This window comes from Knoellia subterranea KCTC 19937 (assembly GCF_000768685.1).
In the GTDB taxonomy this organism is placed as follows: Bacteria; Actinomycetota; Actinomycetes; order Actinomycetales; family Dermatophilaceae; genus Knoellia; species Knoellia subterranea.
In genome coordinates this window covers 121,684-138,554 of sequence record NZ_AVPK01000004.1, presented here as the reverse complement: position 1 = coordinate 138,554, position 16,871 = coordinate 121,684, and the positions used below count along the sequence as shown (strand labels likewise).

Here is a 16,871-nt window from a genome sequence, read left to right as displayed (position 1 = left end):
TGGGGTTCGCGACTGCACGGTCGCGATGACAGCCCCCGTCGACGTCAGGAGAGGAGCAGTGCCAGCACGGCGAGCGCCGGGGCGAGCCCCTGGATGAGCGCGGCTCGCAGCTTGCTTCCGTCACTGGTGACGAGCACGAGGGCGGCGGCAAGCATCGATCCGCACCCGGCATACATCAAGGCCTTTCCGGCGCTCTCGGAACCGGACGCGGCGAGGACGATCCCGACCACGGCGACGATCGCGAGGAACAGGTTGTAGAAGCCCTGGTTGTAGGCCAGCGGCTTCGTGACCTCGGCCGTCTCCGGGGTCGTGCCGAAGACCTTGCGAGTCGCCGGCGCGGTCCACGCGAGTGACTCGAGGCGGAAGATGTAGACGTGGATGAGGGCCGCGAGGCCGGCGAGGACGTACGCAACCATGACCATGGTCGTGACCCTAGTCCCGCCCGGGGCTTCCGACAGTGGAGTCGGCGAGGTCCCATCGCTCGGAGACGCCGGCCACCGCGTCCCGGATGAGCTGCCCGTAGCCGTCGTCTGCCAACACGGGCAGCGCCTCGGTGGCCGCGTCGAGGTGGTGGCGGGACTCGGTCAGACGACCCTGCCGCAGATAGCCGTCCGCGAGATTGAGGTGGAGGCTCGGCGCCAGACCGCGTGCGGACGGGATGCCGACGGGTGCGAGATCCTCGTCGCCGACGTGGGCGTAGGACGCGAATGCCGCCTCGTCCCAACGGACTTCGTCATCGAGCACCGACTCGAGATCGGCAGCGTAGTGCGCGACGACACACTTCTGCGCGTGGTCGTCGTCGCCCAGCGCGTCCCAGACATCGCGTAACCGGGCGAGACTTCCCTCGCGATCATCGGGTCGGGCGGAGGTGACGGCGGTGAGGACATCGGACCATTCGGGCATGGCGAAAACCTAGGTGGCGCCACCGACACCGCCACTGCGTCGCAGGGGCAGGATGGGGTTCATGGATCCCGCCCCTCGGTCGCGCGAGGCACGCCTTGCCGACACCCGCGCCCGCCTCGAGAACGACATCGACGTCTGGGTCGCCACGGCGTCATCGAGAGGCGGCGCCCCGGGGCTCGTGCCGCTGTCGTTCGACTGGGACGGGGCGTCGATCCTGCTCGCCACGGGGCGATCCACGCCTGCCGGTCGCAACCTGCGCGAGACCGGTGACGTCCGACTCGCACTCGGTGGGCTGCGGGACGTCGTCATGATCGACGGTTCCGTTGTCGAGGCGCCTCTCGACTCGCTCCCGGAAGAACGATGGGACGCGTATGCCGTCCGCACCGGTTGGGATCCACGCGCCGCCGGTCCCGACTACGCGGCCTACGTCGTGACTCCGACCGTGATTCAGGCGTGGCGGGAGTACCCCGAGATCGCGGACCGCACCCTCATGAAGGATGGTCGTTGGCTCGACTGACCCTCATCCCGGAGAGCACGGCGCCGATGACGACGGCGAGGACCAGCGGCCCGACAATCCTCACGGTGGGAGTCAGCCAGTAGTGGAGCTCACCCCGCAGGGAGTGGGCCAGATCGGTGATGACGCTCTGCCGCAGCGGTCCTCGCGTGACGGCATAGGTCACGTAGGCCAGGAGCGACAGGCCCACCGGGATGGCCCACGCGATGACGACGGCTGAAAGCCAGCCCAACCGGCGACGTGCGGGTCGCGCGCCGTAGGCGCCGAGCACCAGACCCAGGACCACGCCGCTGATCCCCGGATAGGTGCGGGCAACGAGTTCGGTCCAGGGCTGGTCGACGGCGGGTCCCCGGTGCACGAGGTCGGTGAACCACGGGCCGGTGAACGACGCCAGCAGCGCCCCGGCGAGGAGCCAGGCCACGCCGCGTCGTCCCGCGAACGCGGCGCCGACGAGGACACCCAGCAGCGCGGAGGCGATGGCCGCGACGGCGAGGGCCAGGACCAGGAGGCGCGCCTCGAACATCGACGCGAGCCCCGGAGTGACGGTCAGCAGCGTCTGTCCCAAGGCGACGGTCATGGCGACGATCGCGCCCCCTGCTGCCAGGAGCCTCGGGCGTGCCACTGTTGCTGCACCCAGCCGTGCGACAGCCAGCGCCGCGACGCCGCCGATGATGCTGCTGGTGAGGAGGGCCGGGAACTGGTACTCGCCGAACGGGAGCGCCACTCGCGGAGTGTCGACCGTATAGAAGTTCGGCCAGGCCGACGACGAGTCGACGTGGAGTCCCTCGACGATCCAGGGGAGAAAGCCGACGAGCCACCATGCGGCCCCGGCGAGGACGAAGACTGCCCATCCCGGCAACGCCTGCCATGGACGAGCCGGCGACCCCGGCCCGAGCACAGTCGTCTCGGGCGCGCTCGCATCGATCTCATCCATCCCCGACTCGCTCGCCACGACCATCTGGTCCTGCCCACCCGCGCTCGTCACGCGGGCCAGCCTGACACAGCGGGCCAGCGTCGGGGGACGAATCGACCGTCCGTTGGGATCATCAGGAGGCCGAATGGACGGCGCACTCGGCTGCGCGTCCTTGCATCGTCGCGCGATCCCGATCGTTGCCGGCGAGCGATGCCGCCCGGAGGAAGTCGTCCCGGGCCTCGGCGTGCCGCCCGGCCGCGCACTCGAGGTCACCGGCGACGGCCGGGAGGAGGTGATAGTTGGCCAGCGCGGGAAGCGAACGCAGCGGCCCGACGATCTCCAACCCCGCCTCGGGACCGAACGCCCGACCGACGGCGACGGCGCGGTTGAGCTCGACAACGGGCGAGGGCACGACCTGCACGAGGCCGTCATAGAGAGCTGCGATGCGTGCCCAGTCCGTGTCGTCCGGCGTCGCGGCCCGAGCGTGGCACGCAGCGATAGCGGCCTGGAGCGCATACGGGCCCGCGGTTCCGCGCAGGGCATCGATCCGGCCGATGAGGTCGAGACCGCGTCGAATGAGCAGTCGATCCCAGCGGGACCGGTCCTGGTCCATGAGGAGCACCTGCCCACCGTCCGGGCCGACGCGGGCCGCGAGGCGCGACGCCTGGATCTCCATGAGCGCCAGCAGTCCCAGCGACTCGGGGTCACGCGGGGTGAGCTCAACCAGCATGCGCCCCAGGCGCATCGCCTCGTCACAGAGATCGGTGCGGACCCACGCGTCACCGGACGACGCGGCATACCCCTCGTTGAACAGGAGGTACACGACCTCCCGGACCGCGTCGAGCCGCTTGACCCGATCCGCTCCGTCGGGGAGTTCGAAGCGGACGTTGGCGGCGGCGAGGGTGCGCTTGGCGCGCACGATCCGTTGTGCCACAGTCGATTCCGGCGTGAGGAACGCGTTGGCGACCTCGGTCGTCGTGAGTCCGCAGACGAGTTTGAGCACGAGAGCGGAGCGCGCGTCGGGGGCGAGCAACGGGTGGCACGACATGAAGACAAGTCCGAGCAGGTCGTCGGCGAGGTCACCGTCGATGAGGGAGTCGACGTCGATCTCGGTCACCTCCGGGGTCGTCGCCGCAACGGTGCGGAGCTTGTCGCGGCCGGTGTCGCGGCGTCGGATCCGATCGATGGCGAGGTAGCGCGACGTCGTCGTCAGCCACGCAGCCGGATTGTCCGGTATGCCGTCCGCCCGCCACTTCTCGATCGCTGCGGCGAACGTGTCCTGGGCCAGCTCCTCGGCGGTGTCGAGGTCGCCGACGAGCCGGCCCAGACGGGCGATGAGGCGCGGCGACTCGACGCGCCACAGGGTGGCGATCGTCGCGTCGACGGCTGCGCTCATCGCTGGATCACCTTCTCGCTCAGGCCTGCTCAGGCTGGTCAGCCTGCTCGGGCAGGGCGAGGTCGGCGAATTCGACGACCTGGCGCACGTCGACGCGGTGCGTTCCGACGAGCAGGGCGAACTTGCGGGCGTGCTCGACGGCTTCCTCGAGGCTGGACACGTCGAGGATGGCGAAGCCGGCGATGAGTTCCTTGGCCTCGGCGAACGGCCCGTCGATGACGCGCACGCTGCCGTCGGTGACTTCGAGCCGCGCGCCCTTGCTGCTCCCGTGGACGCCTTCCCCGCCGAGGAGGACACCCGAGAGCGACGCCTCGCGCATGTATTCGCCGATGGCGGCCTGCTCCTCCGCCGACGGCACGACACCGTCCTCGTTCTCCTGGGTCTGGTAGTGCATGACCATGTAGCGCACGATCGTTCTCCTCAGGCTTCTGCGGGGGTGGTGGCGTCGCCGGCCGCGGGTGCGGGTGCGGGTGCGGGTGCGTAGACCAAGTGGAGCACGCCCGTGCTGAACGTGGTGGACGAGACGAGGGTCAGCGGCACGGTCGCGCCGCCCTCGAAGAGCTTCTTGCCCGTGCCGACGACGATCGGGTGGACGAGCAGGTGCAGCTCGTCGACGAGGCCCTGCTCGAGCATCCAGCGGACGAGGGTCGCGCTGCCGGTCGTCCCGAGGTGGTGCGTCTCCTTGAGCTTCGTGAGCTCGGCCGCGACAGCGGCGTCGTCGGCGCCGGTGACGACGCTGGAGTTCTCCCACTCCGCGTTCTCGAGGGTGGAGGACACGACGTACTTCGTCGCTCCGTTCATCGCCTGCGTGAAGGGGTCCTCCGGGTCGGCGCTCGGCCAGTAGCCGGCGAACTCGTCGTAGGTCTGGCGCCCCAGGAGGGTCGCGTCAGCCTTGCCCATCTGCTCGCCGACGACGGCTCCCATCTCGTCGTTGAAGTACGGGAAGTGCCACTTCTCGGGCGACTCGATGACGCCGTCGAGCGAGATGAACAGGCTGCTCGTGATGGAACCCATGACTGTCTCCTTGACTCTGGTGCTGCGGATGAGGCGCCGGTTTGGTGCCTTCTGACCCGTATGCCGGGTGGCCGCCACCGATTTCGACATCACCGTCTGACTTTTCTCGAGTTTTTCGGCGCCCGCGCCCACTGCCCTCCCGACCCCGCCCGATTGACAGATTGGTAACTTATGGGTTACCAATAGAGCGTGGACGTCTTCGCAGCACTGAGTGACCCGGTACGCCGGGATCTGCTGCGACGACTCGCCACGGGCCCTGCCCGGGTCGTCGACCTCACGGCAGACCACGGCATCAGCCGGCCCGCGATCAGCCGGCACCTCCGCGTCCTCAGCGAGGCCGACCTGGTCCACGTGGACGACGTCGGGCGCGAACGGCACTACCGCCTGAACCGTGCCGGCCTCGCACCCCTGACGACCTACGTCACGTCACTCGACCGCGGCCCGCGCTTCGACGAGTCGGTCCTCGACGGGCTCGACCTCGAGGTCCGCCGCACCGTCCGCGAACGCCGCAGCACCAAGACCAAGACCAGGACCACCAACACCACCAGCACATCCACCGAGGAGTCGGCATGACCACCACGCAAACCAGCCCCAGCGCGACGGGACGTCACGAGGAACGCGACGGGACGGCATACCTCGTCTTTGAACGCACGTTCCGCGCTCCGATCGAGGACGTGTGGGCAGCGGTGACCGAGTCGGACCGGCTCGTCCGCTGGATCGGTCACTGGGCCGGCGACCCGAGCACCGGCGCCGTGTCGTTCTGGATGACGGCCGAGGCGGCCGACGCCCCCGAGGAGACGATCCATATCGATGAGTGCGATGCGCCTCGCCGCGTCACGATGCGCTCCGCGCGCCCCGACGACCACAACGAGGAGTGGCGCTGGGAGATCGACCTCGCCGAGGCCGATGGAGTCACGACGCTGACGTTCGCCCAGGAGGTCGGCGATTCGGTGCTCGCGGAGAGCGTGGGGCCCGGTTGGGACTACTACCTCGACCGCATGGTGGCTGCGGAGACGGGCGCCGACCTCGCGGCGATCGACTTCAACGACTATTACCCGGCCTTCGCGGAGCACTACCGACGCGAGCTCAACTCCTGACGCTCAATTCGTGAAGCCGGCGACGAGGTTGACCGTCGTTGCGATGACGACCGTGCCGTAGAGGTAGGACAGCAGCGTGTGGGCGAGGATCACCTTGCGCAGGTCCCGCGTCTTCACGTCCGTGTCGGACACCTGATAGGTCATGCCGAGGTTGAAGGAGAAGTAGGCGAAGTCCGACAGTGCCGGGTCCTCGTCGTCGTTGAAGTCGATCGGCGGCTCGTCGCTCGCGTAGTAGATCCGCGCGTAGCGCATCGTGTAGATCGCGTGGACGCAGCACCATCCCACGGCCACCGTCGCCAGTCCGACCGCCGCCGACATCGCCTTGGCGTCCCCACTCGTCCGGCCGCCGACGAGCAAGACCGCAACGGCGAGCAGGCTGATGAGGCCCACCGCGACGACGAGCACGTCGGACAGGTCCCGCTCACCGTCGCCGCCGCTCATCCGCTCCCGGGTGCGAGCGGGATCCTCGGTGAGGATCGTCCGCGCGAGCGGGGCCACGAAGGCCAGACCGGTGAACACGTAGCACGCGAGCGGCCGCACGAGCCTGTCGACGTCGCCGCCGAGTGGTACGAGGAGGCCGAGCGGGATACCGATGAGCGCGGCAAGCGCGAGGCGGTGCGTGATCCGATCCACGCGCCTGACGCTAGCCCTCCGCCTTGCGTCGTGCTCTGGGACAACCCGATTCACGTATGCCGTCCGCCCACCTCCGTGCCGTCCCGCCGGTCCGCAGCACGACGGTTCGCAGACTCACGCCTCGAGGTCGAAGAGGCGAACGGCGTTCTCGCGCAGCACCTTCCGCGCCCAGTCGTCCCCGAGGTCGAGCCCGAGCACCGCGTCGACCGCATGGAGATAGGAATAGGGGATGTTGGGGTAGTCGCTGCCGAACAGCACCCGCTCCCCCAGGTCGGCCAGCCGTCCGCGCAGCTCCGCCGGGAAGGGGTGCATCGACTCGGTGAAGTCCGTGAACGACATCGTCGTGTCGAGATGCACCCGTTCGTGGGCAGCGACGAGGTCGAGGAACTCGGCGTACTCCGGCATCCCCATGTGCGCGACGACGAGGGTGAGTCGCGGGAAGCGTCGCAGCAACTCCGACGCACCTGCGGCACCGGTGAACGGTCCCGGCAGCGGCCCATCCCCGCAATGGATGACGACGGGTGTCCCGCTGTCCGAGAGCGCGCCCCACACCCCGTCGAGCAGGGTGTCGTTGGGGTCGAACTCCCCCACCTGCACGTGCACCTTGAACACCTGCACCCCGGCTGAAATGGCCTCTCGCACATAGCGATCCGCACCGGGCTCGGGGAAGAACGTGGCCGACCGCAGCACGTCCGGGTGGGCGCCGGCGAAGTCCGCGGACCATGCGTTGAGGAACCCGGCCATCCCCGGCTTGTGCGGATAGCTCAACGACGTGAACCGCTCGACACCGAACTCCCGCAACCGATCCACGCGCTCCTCATCGGTGCCGCGATACGCGATCGGCCACTCGCGACCCAGCTTCGGCCCGGCGCTGTCGAAGTACGCCCACACCTTGTCCAGCACCCGCTTCGGCATGAAGTGCGTGTGCACGTCGATCATCCCCGGAAGTCCGAGCGCGTCGAGGCGTGACCGGACCAGAGCGGCTTCGTCGGGCGGGAGCGGGACGGATGGAGTCGGCATACGGCCATCCTGCCTCGGCAGGGTCAGCGGCCGAGCGAGGCGACCTCGAACCGGACGGCCTGTCCGGGTCGCAACTGAGCCGCGAGGGCAATGTCGGCGGGATGGACGACGGCGATCACCGGATAGCCCCCGGTCACCGGATGGTCGGCGAGGAAGACGACGGGCTGGCCGTCGGGCGGCACCTGCACCGCGCCCTCGACCATCCCCTCGGATGGCAGCTCGTCGGCGTTCCTCCGCGTCAGGGGCTGGCCGGTCAGGCGCACTCCGATCCGGTCCGACGAGGACGTCGCCTCGAACCGCCCCCTCCGGAAATCGTCGACCGCGTCCGGCGTGAACCAGTTGTCGCGAGGGCCGAGGACGACCCGCAGCACGACCTGATCGGGCAGGGTGCGCACCGGCGCGACGTCGACACCGGGAAGGTCACCGTGCACCTCCCCCACGGAGATCCGGTCGCCGTCCCGCACCGGCTCCGGGCCGAGGTGGGACAGCAGGTCGGTGGATGCCGACCCCAGGACCGACTCGACGGCCAACCCTCCGCGGACGGCGACGTAGGTGCGGACGCCGCGGGAAGGCATACCCAGCTCGAGCACGTCTCCGGCGGCCAGCGCCAGCGGCGCGAACATGTCGCGACCGCGGCCATTCACCTTCACAGCTCCCGGGGCTCCCGTGAGCGCGACGATGACGGGTTCCGTTGTCGTCAGGGACAATCCGCCGAACGTGACCTCCAGCCCGGCGTCCCCCTCGTCGTTGCCGACGAGCCGGTTGGCGAGCCGGAGACTCGGCCGATCGACGGCCCCGGACCGGCCTACGCCCAGGTGCGCCAGACCGGGGCGGCCAAGGTCCTGAACAGTGGTCAGCGCGCCTGCACGCAGGACCTCGATCACGACGTCACCGCCTCGAACCGCACGGGCGTGCCCGGCGTGAGGAGGGCCGGCGACTCCCGCTGCAGGTCCCAGAGGACAACGTCGGTGCGACCGATGAGCTGCCACCCTCCCGGTCCGACACGTGGATAGATTCCGGTGAATTCGCCTGCGAGAGAGACGGATCCGGCAGGGACGCGCGTTCGCGGAGTCGCCCTGCGCGGGACATGCAGCGCAGGGTCGCCCCCGGCGATGTAGGCGAACCCGGGAGCGAAGCCCGTGAACGCAACGACGTAGTCCGCCGCCGCGTGCCGGCGCACCACCTCATCGACGGGTATGCCGGTGAGTTCCGCGACGTCCTCGAGGTCACCTCCGTCGTAGGTCACCGGAACGACGACCTCGGCACGATCGGCCGTCTCCGTCAGCGATCGCGTGTCCACGGCATGGATCGCCGCGACGACCTCGGCACGCGGGGCCCCGTCGGAAAGGGTGACGAGGACCGTGCGAGCCGCGGGGACGATGTCCACGACGCCCGCAGGGCGTGAGGCCTCGAGCGCCCGATGGAGGTTCATGACGTCGGTGAGGTCGGCGCACTCGACGAGCAGGCCGCCGTGTCCGGCGGGCAGGACCTCCCTCATGACGACCTCCTCATGACCCGGTGAACGGGCGGATCTCGACGCCCGCCCCCTCTAGCGCCTGCCGAACCTCTCGTGCGATGGCGACGGCCCCGTCGGTGTCGCCGTGGACGCAGATCGACTGTGCCGCAACGGAAATGGTCGTCCCATCGATGCTCTCGACCACACCTTCCGTCGCGAGCCGGACACATCGCGCCGCAATGGTCGCGGGGTCGTGGAGCACAGCCCCCGGCTCACGCCGCGACACCAGGAGCCCTTCAGCGGTGTACGCCCGATCCGCGAACGCCTCGGCCACGGGTCGCAGCCCTACCGCCTCGGCCGCGGTGAGCAGTTCGGAGCCGGCGAGCCCGAGCAACACGAACGGTGAGGCGTCCTCGGACGGCGCGGACCCGGCATACGCGGCGGTCGCCTCGGCCACGGCACCGGCAACGACCGGCGACGACGCGGCGTCGTTGTAGAGCGCACCATGCGGTTTGACGTAGCTGACGCGCGTGCCCTCAACGCGGGCAATGCCGTCGAGTGCGGCGAGCTGGTAGATCACCTCGTCGACGAGCTCAGCGGAGTCGACGTCGATGTGGCGGCGGCCGAATCCGGCAAGGTCTCGATAGCCCACCTGCGCCCCGACCGCCACGCCGCGCTCCGCCGCCTGCGCGCACACCCGTCGCAGGATGCTCGGGTCACCGGCGTGGAAGCCGCACGCGACGTTGGCGCTCGTGACGAGTCCGAGCATGGCCTCGTCGTCACCGAGGGTCCAGCGCCCGAACCCTTCGCCCAGGTCGCTGTTGAGGTCGATGACGGCTGTCACGCCCGCGCCTCCTCGAGGGGGGCGCCGTCACCCAGGTCGGCCTTCGACGTCTCGGGGGCGAGGAAGACGCAGACCACGGTGATGGCGAGCATGGCGACGACGTAGCCGGACACGGCGAGCGAGCTGTCGTAGCGGTCGAGCAGCCACGTCGAGATGATCGGGGCGAGCGCACCACCGACGATGCCGGCGAGCTGATAGCCCATCGACGCACCGGTGTAGCGCACGCGCGTCGGGAACATCTCGGAGATGAACGCCGCCTGGGGGCCGTACATCGCGGCGTGCACGATGAGCGCGACGATGGCCGCCAGCACGATGAGCACGACGTTGCCCGTGTCGAGCAGCCGGAAGAAGATGAGCACCCACACGGCGGCCGCGACCGCGCCGGCGATGTAGACGGGACGCCGTCCGCGCACGTCGGAGAGGTGGCCGAAGAAGGGGATGGCGAAGACCTGGACGGCTGCCGCGATGAGCACGGCGTTGAGGGCGTAGCTCTTGGGGAGGTCGAGGTAGGTCGTGACGTACGTCGTGATGAAGAGGACGAACGTGTAGAACGCGACGTCGACGCCGACCCGCGCACCGATCGCGAGCGCGACCTGCTTGGGGTAGTTGCGGAACACCTCGACGATCGGGGCCTTGGCCTTGTGGCCCGACTCCTCGGTCTCGGCGAAGAGAGGGCTCTCGGCGATGGTCATGCGGATGACAAGACCGACGATGACGAGCAGGCCGCTGAGGAGGAACGGGACGCGCCAGCCCCACGAGAGGAAGGCCGAGTCGGACGTGACGCCGCCCATGAGCGACAGGACGCCATTGGCGAGGAGCAGGCCGAACGGCACGCCGACCTGCGGCCAGCTCGCGTTGAGCCCGCGACGGTGCGATTCGCCGCTCTCGAGGGTCATGAGGACGGCGCCGCCCCACTCGCCGCCGAGCCCGAGGCCCTGGAGGAAGCGGAGGACGACGAGGAGTGCGGGCGCCCAGAAGCCGATCGACGCATAGGTCGGGAGGAGGCCGATCGCGAACGTCGCGAGCCCCATGAGGAGGAGCGTGACGACGAGGACGTTCTTGCGGCCGAGTTTGTCGCCGTAGTGGCCGAAGACGATGCCGCCGAGCGGGCGGGAGATGAACCCGACGGCGAAGGTGGCGAACGACAGCAGCGTGCCGACGAGCGGGTCGAACTCGGGGAAGAAGAGCTTGTTGAAGACGAGGGCTGCTGCGGTGCCGTAGATGAAGAAGTCGTACCACTCCAGCGACGTGCCGACGAGGCTCGCGATGATGACGCGGCGGACGGACGAAACCTTGGGGGTCGTCTCGCTCACGGGATGCTCCTTGACGTCCGGGGGCCGACGACGGTGTCGGCTCGGTTCCGACGAAGGTATCGGATTGTTGAACAATCCGACAAGAGGATTCGGCAACATTTTTGAGAGTCGTGACTATGCTCCGCGTATGCCGTCCGCCCCCGTTCCCGTCGACGCTGACCTGGGTGCCCTGCCGGCTCTCCCCCGCCGGGCGAGCACTGCCGAGGCCGTGGCCGGTGTGCTGCGCACCCAGATCTCCCAGGGTCGGATCCTCCCGGGGGCGCAACTGCGCGAGGAGCAGATCGCGGCCGCACTCGGGGTCTCCCGCAACACGGTGCGCGAGTCCTTCCGACTTCTCGGGCACGAACGGCTTGTCGAGCACGCCCTCCACAAAGGCGTCTTCGTCCGCACGATCGGACCGGACGGCATACGCGAGATGTATGTGACCCGACGACTCCTCGAGCCGCTCGGACTCGGGGAGATCGTCGCGAGTCGCGAGACTCTCGCAGCCCTCGACGCGATCGTCGCCGAGGCCGAGCAGGCCGCCGAGACCGGCGACTGGGAGAGCGTCGGGACCGGCGACATCGAGTTCCACCGGCGGCTCGTCGCGGCGGCCGGCAGCGTCCACGTGTCGTCGATGTTCGACGGGCTGCTCGCGGAACTGCGGCTCGCCTTCCTCCAACTGCCCGACCGCGAGGCGCTGCACGAGCCGTTCCTGCGGCGCAATCGCACCCTCGTCGACCTGCTCGGTCGGGGCGATGTCAAGGGCGCACGGAATGAGCTCGAGGAATACCTCACCGCAGCCGAGACCGCCCTCCTCGCCGTCGTCACCACCACCGCCTGACCCGTCCCGATCTCACCCATTTCCCGGGTTGGGGACACGACACGCCGGTATGCCGGGTGTCAGGCGTCCGAGGCAAGCGGCACCGAAAGGGGCAGCGCCACGCGGAAGACCGTCCGCGGTGCGCGAGGATGACAAGCGGGTCCTCGATGCCCTCGTGGACGTCGGTGAAGTGCTCGGTCGGCGCGGTCCATGTGGGAGTAGCTCTCGATCGCCGCGGCGGGGTTGTTGAGTTCGTGTGCGAGGCCCGCGGCGAGCTTGCCGAGGGCCGCCAGCTTCTTGAAGTAGCGCGCCCACTCCTCCTGCTCGAGTCCTGACCAGCGCGGCAGCACAGCAGCGTGCCGCCGGACATGCAGTAGTCCAGGGGAGGCCCCCGCGGGGGGTCGTCCACACGCTCCGGACCGGGCAGCGAGACCCGCACCAGAGCGCCATTGCATGTCCGGCGGTACGCGATCCAGTCCCTCAGGCGCCGGTGTAGGCCCCATAGGTCGCGTCGGCGGCGCGCTGGGCCACATCGGCGTCGACTCCGGAGGCAGCGTGCGCAGCGCCCCACGCGTCAGCCGCACCGCGATAGAACTGCTTGCCCTCGTCCGTCGCACCCCAGGCGGCGGCCTCGCCCGGCGCGAGCTTCCCGTCGGTGGCACCGAGGTGCAGCCCGAGACCGAGCAGTCCGCTGTCCCAGCCGACACCGGTCGCGCCCGGGCCGAACGCCTCCCACATCTCGGCAGGCACGTCGGCGGCGCGAGCCAGGTGCTCGAGGACGAGCCGAGTCCGCTCGCCCTCGCCGTGGAGGCGCACGGTGAGCCACGTGACTCCCCCGGCGTACTCCCATGTCACGCGATAGCGCGCCGCACCACTGCCCTCAGTCGGTGGCTCGCACTCGAGGACCTCACCGCCGGCGTTGCCCTCGAGCTGGTAGCGACCGCCGAGCACGAGGTCACCCGAGATGGGCAGGAACCACCGCGGGATGCGCTCCGCGCTGGTGACCGCGTCCCACACGTCGTCGATCGGCGAGGGATACGTCTGCTCGAGGGTCTGGATGTGCGACGGCTCGCCATCCACCTCGTCGTTGCGGAACTCGCGCGTGACGGCGCCGAGCTGGGACAGGACATCGACCATGATCAGGTCTCCTTGGGATGTGTTTTCTGGGTTTCGGATGCAAGGCGGCGCTGGCGGCGGCCCCGGGCGAGCTCCGTGTCGAGTGCGGCGAGCTTCGGCAGCCAGAAGCGTTCGAAGGCCGACAACCACTCACGGGCCTCGGTCACGCCACGGGCGTCAACGGCATACAGGCGTCGTGTTCCTTCGGCACGAACACTGGCAAAACCGTTGTCCCGCAACACTTTGAGGTGCTGCGACACGGCTGGCTGACTGATGCCGAACTCCGTGCCGATCGTTGCCGCCACGTCCCCGGCACTGAGCTCGCCATCGGCCAGCAGTTCGAGGATGCGGCGACGGACCGGATCACCGAGGACGTCGAGCGCGTGCATGGTTCATTATTTGCGTATACGCTTATATAAGTCAAGACCAATGTTTAGGTTCGCGCTGCGCGCTGGGTCCGAAGCGTCGAAGACTGCTAACGTCATCGCTGTTGCCTTTCAGTCCACGTCCGCGTGGCCAACACGGTCGAGAAGCAGCGCGAAGGTCGCGTGAGTTTTCCGGATGTGAGCATCGGCGGCACTGAGCGCTCCACACGGGAGCGCTCGCGATACAGAAAAGGCAACACCAAGTGGCAACCGGCACCGTGAAGTGGTTCAACAGCGAAAAGGGCTTCGGCTTCATCGAGCAGGACGGTGGCGGCGCTGACGTCTTCGTTCACTACTCGGCGATCGACAGCACCGGCTACCGCGAGCTCACCGAGGGTCAGAAGGTCGAGTTCGACGTGACCCAGGGTCCCAAGGGCCCGCAGGCCGAGAAGGTCAAGGGTCTCTGATCCTTCTTCCAGCTTCGAGATCCTGATCTCGGACCAAGGCCCCCGACCACACGGTCGGGGGCCTTCGTTGTGTTCCGGTTTGGCGCCTCGCGCCGTGACCAGAGTCAGTCGGCGTCGTCGTCGTGCGGGCTGAGCGTCAGGTCGACCATCATCTCGGTCGCGAGTTGCTCGAGGTCGGCCTGCAACGCATCGAGGTCGGCGTCGGCCGGGACCGTTGCCACCGCGATCGCCTCGAACAGTCGCCCGCCGGCCATCGGTGCGTCCCGCGTCGTGCTCACGAGTTCGGCGACGCTGAGACCGTGCTGGGCCAGGACGCCCGAGACCCTGCCGACGATGCCGGGCTGATCGTTGCCGAGCAGCTCGACGCGCACCTCCTGCACGCCTTCCGCCGCTTCGACGACAGCGCCGTCGTGCACGGCCACGTCGAGCAGACCCTGCAGCGGCTCCAGCGACGAACGCAGGTCGTCCGCCCGGTCGGTGGGCACGGTCACGACGACGATGCCCGCGAACTTGCCGGCGAGTTCGCTGAGATGGCTGCGCTCCCAGTTGCCACCGCCCTGCTCGATGACGTCGGCGAGCGCCTTGACGAGTCCGGCGCGGTCGTCGCCGATGACGGAGAGGACGAGTGTGGTGGTCACCGTTCGATCGTAGCGACGCTCCACCGCAACACGCCGGTATGCCGTGCCGCCCGGTTCCGTGCGCCGGTGGACTCGGCCGGTCAGTCGGCGAAGACGAACCAGCAGATGTCGTTGCGACGCGTCTGGTCCTCGAGCACGAGGTCGCGGACCTGGTCCGGCAACTGCTCGCGCTGCCAGTCGCGCTCCCGCAACCGGACCTCCTCAGCCGACGCAGCAGGAGCCGCGGCCAACACCGCCTTGATGGCATAGGCGGCGGCGCCCAGGTCGTGCTCCGCGACGTGAGGAACGCACGCGGCCTGCCCCGCGGCATACGCCGCGAAGCGTGGAGCACCACGCAGCGGCCGGGCGGCACCCATGGCGTGCCCACCGGCAGCTCGCGACTCCATCATCGGGACCTCGCCGCGCACCCATGCCCGCGCGTGCTCGATCGCGGCCCGGGGGCGTTCGTCGCCGGGCTCAGCCGACTCGAACAGGTCGAGCACGTGTTCCGCGCACTGCGCCGCCCACAGCGTGAGGAGCTGGTGGTCGGCGTCGGTGAGCGTGCCTCCGCGACGCACCGTGATGAGTCGCGGGTCGCGGACCTTCGGCAGGATCATCGCCGCCACCCTACTGACCCCCGCCCCCAACTTTTGCTCCCCATGAGGGTACGTGTGGGGTCCGGAGGCTTATGTGCCCTCCGGACCCCACAGTTTCCCTCCGGCACCTCCTGCCCCGACACCTCCTGCCGCAACACCTCGAAACGTCCCGGTGGATCGGGACGCCCACCCCTGTCGGACGGGACGCGCCCGGCTGGACCGTGGTCCCACACCCACGGCGGCCACCGAGGTCCGCCGGGCCCATCCACAGGAGGAACTCATGTCCCCACGCAAGACCCTGCGCCGTGCCGGTCTCGCCGTCGCGGCCGCCGGCACTGCGGCCGTCGTCGTCGCCGCACCCGCCATGGCCCACCACTGCTTCGTCCCGATGTACACCCTCAACGGGCCGACCAGCTCGAACTGGTTCGTGCTGTCGGCGCAGGACGGTGCCGGCTTCGAGGGCTACGAGGCCGAGTGCGACGCAGCAGTCGACGCCGGCTACGCCGCCCTGCGCGCCGAAGGCCTCCCGGTCGGTCTCAAGATCTTCGAGAAGATGACGATCGGCGACCCGAAGGAGACGGGCCGGATGAACCCCAACGGCGCCAATGGCAAGGGCCTTGAGTACTTCGGTGCCTGAGCCGAGGGGTCGGTGCACAGAGCCGACCGCTCACCGAACGGGTCCCACGGACCGCGCCCTCAGCGGCGTGGTCCGTGGGACCTTGGACGGGTGGCACCCGACTACACGACCCGCCTGCTCACCAAGGAGACGTGGCCCGACTTCGCGGCACTCGTCGAGGCGAACAACGGCGTGTGGGGCGGCTGCTGGTGCATCGGCTTCCACCCGGAAGGGCTGTCAAAGCCGCCGAGCGCCGCCGCCAACCGCGCCGCCAAGGAGGCGCACGCCAGAGCCGGCACCGTCCATCAGGTCCTCGTCTACAGCGGCGACGACTGTGTCGGCTGGTGCCAGTTCGGCACGCCGGCCGAGCTGCCGAACATCAAGAACAGCAAGACCTACGAGCGCGAGGCCACCACACCCCCGAACTGGCGCATCGGCTGCATCTTCACGGGCAGCAAGCACCGCGGCCGCGGCGTCGCCCGCGCCGCCGTCGCGGCCGTCCTCGACGGGATCCGCGCGTCCGGCGGCGGCATCGTGGAGGCCTACCCTGAGCAGGTCGAGGAGCGGGGCCCGCAGCGAGGAGCATGGTTCCACACCGGTCCGGAGACCCTCTTCGAGGAGTTCGGGTTCGAGCGGGATCGGAGGATCGCCAAGTGGCGCTGGGTCATGCGACTCACCCTCAGCTGACGACGCCGGACGCACTCACTCCCGGCTCATCCATGCCCTCCTCGTGCACGCGGGTCGCATGCACCGGCCAGTAGCGGTCGTGGAGCGAAGTGATGAGGCTGAGCAGGAGGATGAAGAAGAGGGTTGCGCCTTCGTTGGCGTCTCCACCGTTGCGCCCGAGCAGCCAACCGCCCACGAGCACCAGCGCGACGTTGACGGCCACCCGGAACGCGAACGTCATCGCCGCCCCCTGAATGCTGCGCCCGGCACGCGCGAACGCGAGGGCCATCGCCGCATTGGCGAGAACGACGACTGAGATGCCGATGAACAACTGCGTCCCCGTCGAGCGCAGATCCGGGAGCACCTGGCCATAGATGACGCTGATGAGCCCGACGAGCATGACCTTCTCGAGAGTGACGATCGACCACACCCGCGCGCGCGTGGCCGTCCACACCGCCCGCTCGCTCGCCTCGTCCACAGACCCCGGCAGCGGGTCGGCGACGGTGATCTCGAGGGTCGACAT

At 69.3% G+C, this 16,871-nt stretch carries 25 protein-coding genes; 7 read left to right on the top strand and 18 right to left on the bottom strand.

The window, feature by feature from the left end; all coding sequences use genetic code 11:
• Nucleotides 1–44: 44 nt before the first annotated feature.
• Both N803_RS08495 and N803_RS08490 read right to left on the bottom strand, forming a co-directional pair.
• Nucleotides 45–422 (bottom strand): DUF1304 domain-containing protein, encoded by a 378-nt coding sequence (locus N803_RS08495; RefSeq protein ID WP_035904203.1) that lies wholly within the window; start codon nucleotides 420–422, stop codon nucleotides 45–47.
• Nucleotides 423–432: 10 nt separating this feature from the next.
• Nucleotides 433–903, bottom strand: coding sequence for a hypothetical protein (locus N803_RS08490; RefSeq protein WP_052112071.1), 471 nt, complete (start codon nucleotides 901–903; stop codon nucleotides 433–435).
• A 61-nt stretch (nucleotides 904–964) separates the two neighbouring features.
• On the opposite strand from N803_RS08490, the gene N803_RS08485 reads away from it, so the two are divergent.
• Nucleotides 965–1,420, top strand: coding sequence for a pyridoxamine 5'-phosphate oxidase family protein (locus N803_RS08485; protein ID WP_035904202.1), 456 nt, complete (start codon nucleotides 965–967; stop codon nucleotides 1,418–1,420).
• Here N803_RS08485 and N803_RS08480 read toward each other — a convergent pair.
• From N803_RS08480 to N803_RS08465, 4 genes are all read right to left on the bottom strand, one after another.
• Nucleotides 1,392–2,402 carry a hypothetical protein gene (locus tag N803_RS08480; RefSeq protein ID WP_156969705.1) on the bottom strand — a complete coding sequence of 337 codons (1,011 nt, stop codon included), beginning with the start codon at nucleotides 2,400–2,402 and terminating at the stop codon, nucleotides 1,392–1,394. The two genes, N803_RS08485 and N803_RS08480, sit on opposite strands and share 29 nt — an antisense overlap.
• Nucleotides 2,403–2,463: 61 nt before the next feature.
• Complete coding sequence (locus tag N803_RS08475) at nucleotides 2,464–3,726, bottom strand: RNA polymerase sigma factor (protein WP_035904200.1); 1,263 nt, start codon at nucleotides 3,724–3,726, stop codon at nucleotides 2,464–2,466.
• 19 nt (nucleotides 3,727–3,745) lie between these two features.
• Nucleotides 3,746–4,126 (bottom strand): YciI family protein, encoded by a 381-nt coding sequence (locus N803_RS08470; protein WP_211253490.1) that lies wholly within the window; start codon nucleotides 4,124–4,126, stop codon nucleotides 3,746–3,748.
• Between the two features lie 20 nt (nucleotides 4,127–4,146).
• The gene (locus N803_RS08465) at nucleotides 4,147–4,740 is read right to left on the bottom strand and encodes a dihydrofolate reductase family protein (protein ID WP_052112070.1); all 594 of its coding nucleotides are present in this window, start codon (nucleotides 4,738–4,740) and stop codon (nucleotides 4,147–4,149) included.
• A 189-nt stretch (nucleotides 4,741–4,929) separates the two neighbouring features.
• Here N803_RS08465 and N803_RS08460 point away from each other — a divergent pair, with 189 nt between their 5' ends.
• Both N803_RS08460 and N803_RS08455 read left to right on the top strand, forming a co-directional pair.
• Complete coding sequence (locus N803_RS08460) at nucleotides 4,930–5,313, top strand: ArsR/SmtB family transcription factor (protein ID WP_035904197.1); 384 nt, start codon at nucleotides 4,930–4,932, stop codon at nucleotides 5,311–5,313.
• Nucleotides 5,310–5,837, top strand: a complete 528-nt coding sequence (locus N803_RS08455; RefSeq protein ID WP_035904196.1) for an SRPBCC family protein — start codon at nucleotides 5,310–5,312, stop codon at nucleotides 5,835–5,837. Before N803_RS08460 ends, N803_RS08455 begins: the two co-directional genes overlap by 4 nt.
• Before the next feature lie 3 nt (nucleotides 5,838–5,840).
• Here the strand turns inward: N803_RS08455 and N803_RS08450 are convergent, their stop codons facing one another.
• The 6 genes from N803_RS08450 to N803_RS08425 all read right to left on the bottom strand — a co-directional run bounded on the left by N803_RS08450 (nucleotide 5,841) and on the right by N803_RS08425 (nucleotide 11,103).
• Nucleotides 5,841–6,470, bottom strand: coding sequence for a DUF1345 domain-containing protein (locus N803_RS08450; RefSeq protein WP_035904193.1), 630 nt, complete (start codon nucleotides 6,468–6,470; stop codon nucleotides 5,841–5,843).
• Between the two features lie 114 nt (nucleotides 6,471–6,584).
• Nucleotides 6,585–7,490 carry an amidohydrolase family protein gene (locus tag N803_RS08445; protein ID WP_035904192.1) on the bottom strand — a complete coding sequence of 302 codons (906 nt, stop codon included), beginning with the start codon at nucleotides 7,488–7,490 and terminating at the stop codon, nucleotides 6,585–6,587.
• Nucleotides 7,491–7,513: 23 nt separating this feature from the next.
• Nucleotides 7,514–8,374, bottom strand: a complete 861-nt coding sequence (locus N803_RS08440) for a 5-oxoprolinase subunit C family protein (RefSeq protein WP_035904191.1) — start codon at nucleotides 8,372–8,374, stop codon at nucleotides 7,514–7,516.
• Nucleotides 8,371–8,988 (bottom strand): 5-oxoprolinase subunit B family protein, encoded by a 618-nt coding sequence (locus N803_RS08435; RefSeq protein WP_035904189.1) that lies wholly within the window; start codon nucleotides 8,986–8,988, stop codon nucleotides 8,371–8,373. Before N803_RS08435 ends, N803_RS08440 begins: the two co-directional genes overlap by 4 nt.
• 10 nt (nucleotides 8,989–8,998) lie before the next feature.
• On the bottom strand, nucleotides 8,999–9,790 hold the full coding sequence (locus N803_RS08430; protein WP_035904188.1) for a LamB/YcsF family protein: 792 nt from the start codon (nucleotides 9,788–9,790) through the stop codon (nucleotides 8,999–9,001).
• Complete coding sequence (locus N803_RS08425) at nucleotides 9,787–11,103, bottom strand: MFS transporter (RefSeq protein ID WP_035904187.1); 1,317 nt, start codon at nucleotides 11,101–11,103, stop codon at nucleotides 9,787–9,789. The genes N803_RS08430 and N803_RS08425 overlap by 4 nt, the downstream gene beginning before the upstream one ends.
• Nucleotides 11,104–11,230: 127 nt before the next feature.
• Here N803_RS08425 and N803_RS08420 point away from each other — a divergent pair, with 127 nt between their 5' ends.
• Entirely contained in the window at nucleotides 11,231–11,926 is a 696-nt protein-coding gene (locus N803_RS08420; protein ID WP_035904185.1) for a GntR family transcriptional regulator, read from the top strand.
• Between the two features lie 59 nt (nucleotides 11,927–11,985).
• On the opposite strand, the gene N803_RS08415 is transcribed toward N803_RS08420, so the two are convergent.
• The 3 genes from N803_RS08415 to N803_RS08405 form a co-directional block, all read right to left on the bottom strand.
• A complete protein-coding gene (locus N803_RS08415; RefSeq protein ID WP_035904184.1) occupies nucleotides 11,986–12,255 on the bottom strand; it encodes a hypothetical protein in 270 nt (89 codons plus the stop codon).
• A 130-nt stretch (nucleotides 12,256–12,385) separates the two neighbouring features.
• Nucleotides 12,386–13,042, bottom strand: coding sequence for an SRPBCC domain-containing protein (locus N803_RS08410; RefSeq protein WP_035904182.1), 657 nt, complete (start codon nucleotides 13,040–13,042; stop codon nucleotides 12,386–12,388).
• 2 nt (nucleotides 13,043–13,044) lie between these two features.
• Nucleotides 13,045–13,410 carry an ArsR/SmtB family transcription factor gene (locus N803_RS08405; protein WP_035904181.1) on the bottom strand — a complete coding sequence of 122 codons (366 nt, stop codon included), beginning with the start codon at nucleotides 13,408–13,410 and terminating at the stop codon, nucleotides 13,045–13,047.
• Between the two features lie 239 nt (nucleotides 13,411–13,649).
• Between N803_RS08405 and N803_RS08400 the strand changes: the two genes are divergently transcribed.
• On the top strand, nucleotides 13,650–13,853 hold the full coding sequence (locus tag N803_RS08400) for a cold-shock protein (RefSeq protein WP_035904179.1): 204 nt from the start codon (nucleotides 13,650–13,652) through the stop codon (nucleotides 13,851–13,853).
• 104 nt (nucleotides 13,854–13,957) lie between these two features.
• On the opposite strand, the gene N803_RS08395 is transcribed toward N803_RS08400, so the two are convergent.
• Nucleotides 13,958–14,491, bottom strand: a complete 534-nt coding sequence (locus tag N803_RS08395) for a glycine cleavage system transcriptional repressor (protein ID WP_035904471.1) — start codon at nucleotides 14,489–14,491, stop codon at nucleotides 13,958–13,960.
• An 80-nt stretch (nucleotides 14,492–14,571) separates the two neighbouring features.
• A complete protein-coding gene (locus N803_RS08390; protein WP_035904177.1) occupies nucleotides 14,572–15,087 on the bottom strand; it encodes a putative immunity protein in 516 nt (171 codons plus the stop codon).
• Nucleotides 15,088–15,346: 259 nt separating this feature from the next.
• Between N803_RS08390 and N803_RS08385 the strand changes: the two genes are divergently transcribed.
• Both N803_RS08385 and N803_RS08380 read left to right on the top strand, forming a co-directional pair.
• Nucleotides 15,347–15,703 carry a hypothetical protein gene (locus N803_RS08385; RefSeq protein WP_035904176.1) on the top strand — a complete coding sequence of 119 codons (357 nt, stop codon included), beginning with the start codon at nucleotides 15,347–15,349 and terminating at the stop codon, nucleotides 15,701–15,703.
• A gap of 90 nt (nucleotides 15,704–15,793) precedes the next feature.
• Nucleotides 15,794–16,369, top strand: a complete 576-nt coding sequence (locus N803_RS08380) for a GNAT family N-acetyltransferase (protein ID WP_035904175.1) — start codon at nucleotides 15,794–15,796, stop codon at nucleotides 16,367–16,369.
• Here N803_RS08380 and N803_RS08375 read toward each other — a convergent pair.
• Nucleotides 16,362–16,871: a hypothetical protein gene (locus tag N803_RS08375; RefSeq protein ID WP_052112069.1), complete on the bottom strand. Its 510-nt coding sequence runs from the start codon at nucleotides 16,869–16,871 to the stop codon at nucleotides 16,362–16,364. The two genes, N803_RS08380 and N803_RS08375, sit on opposite strands and share 8 nt — an antisense overlap.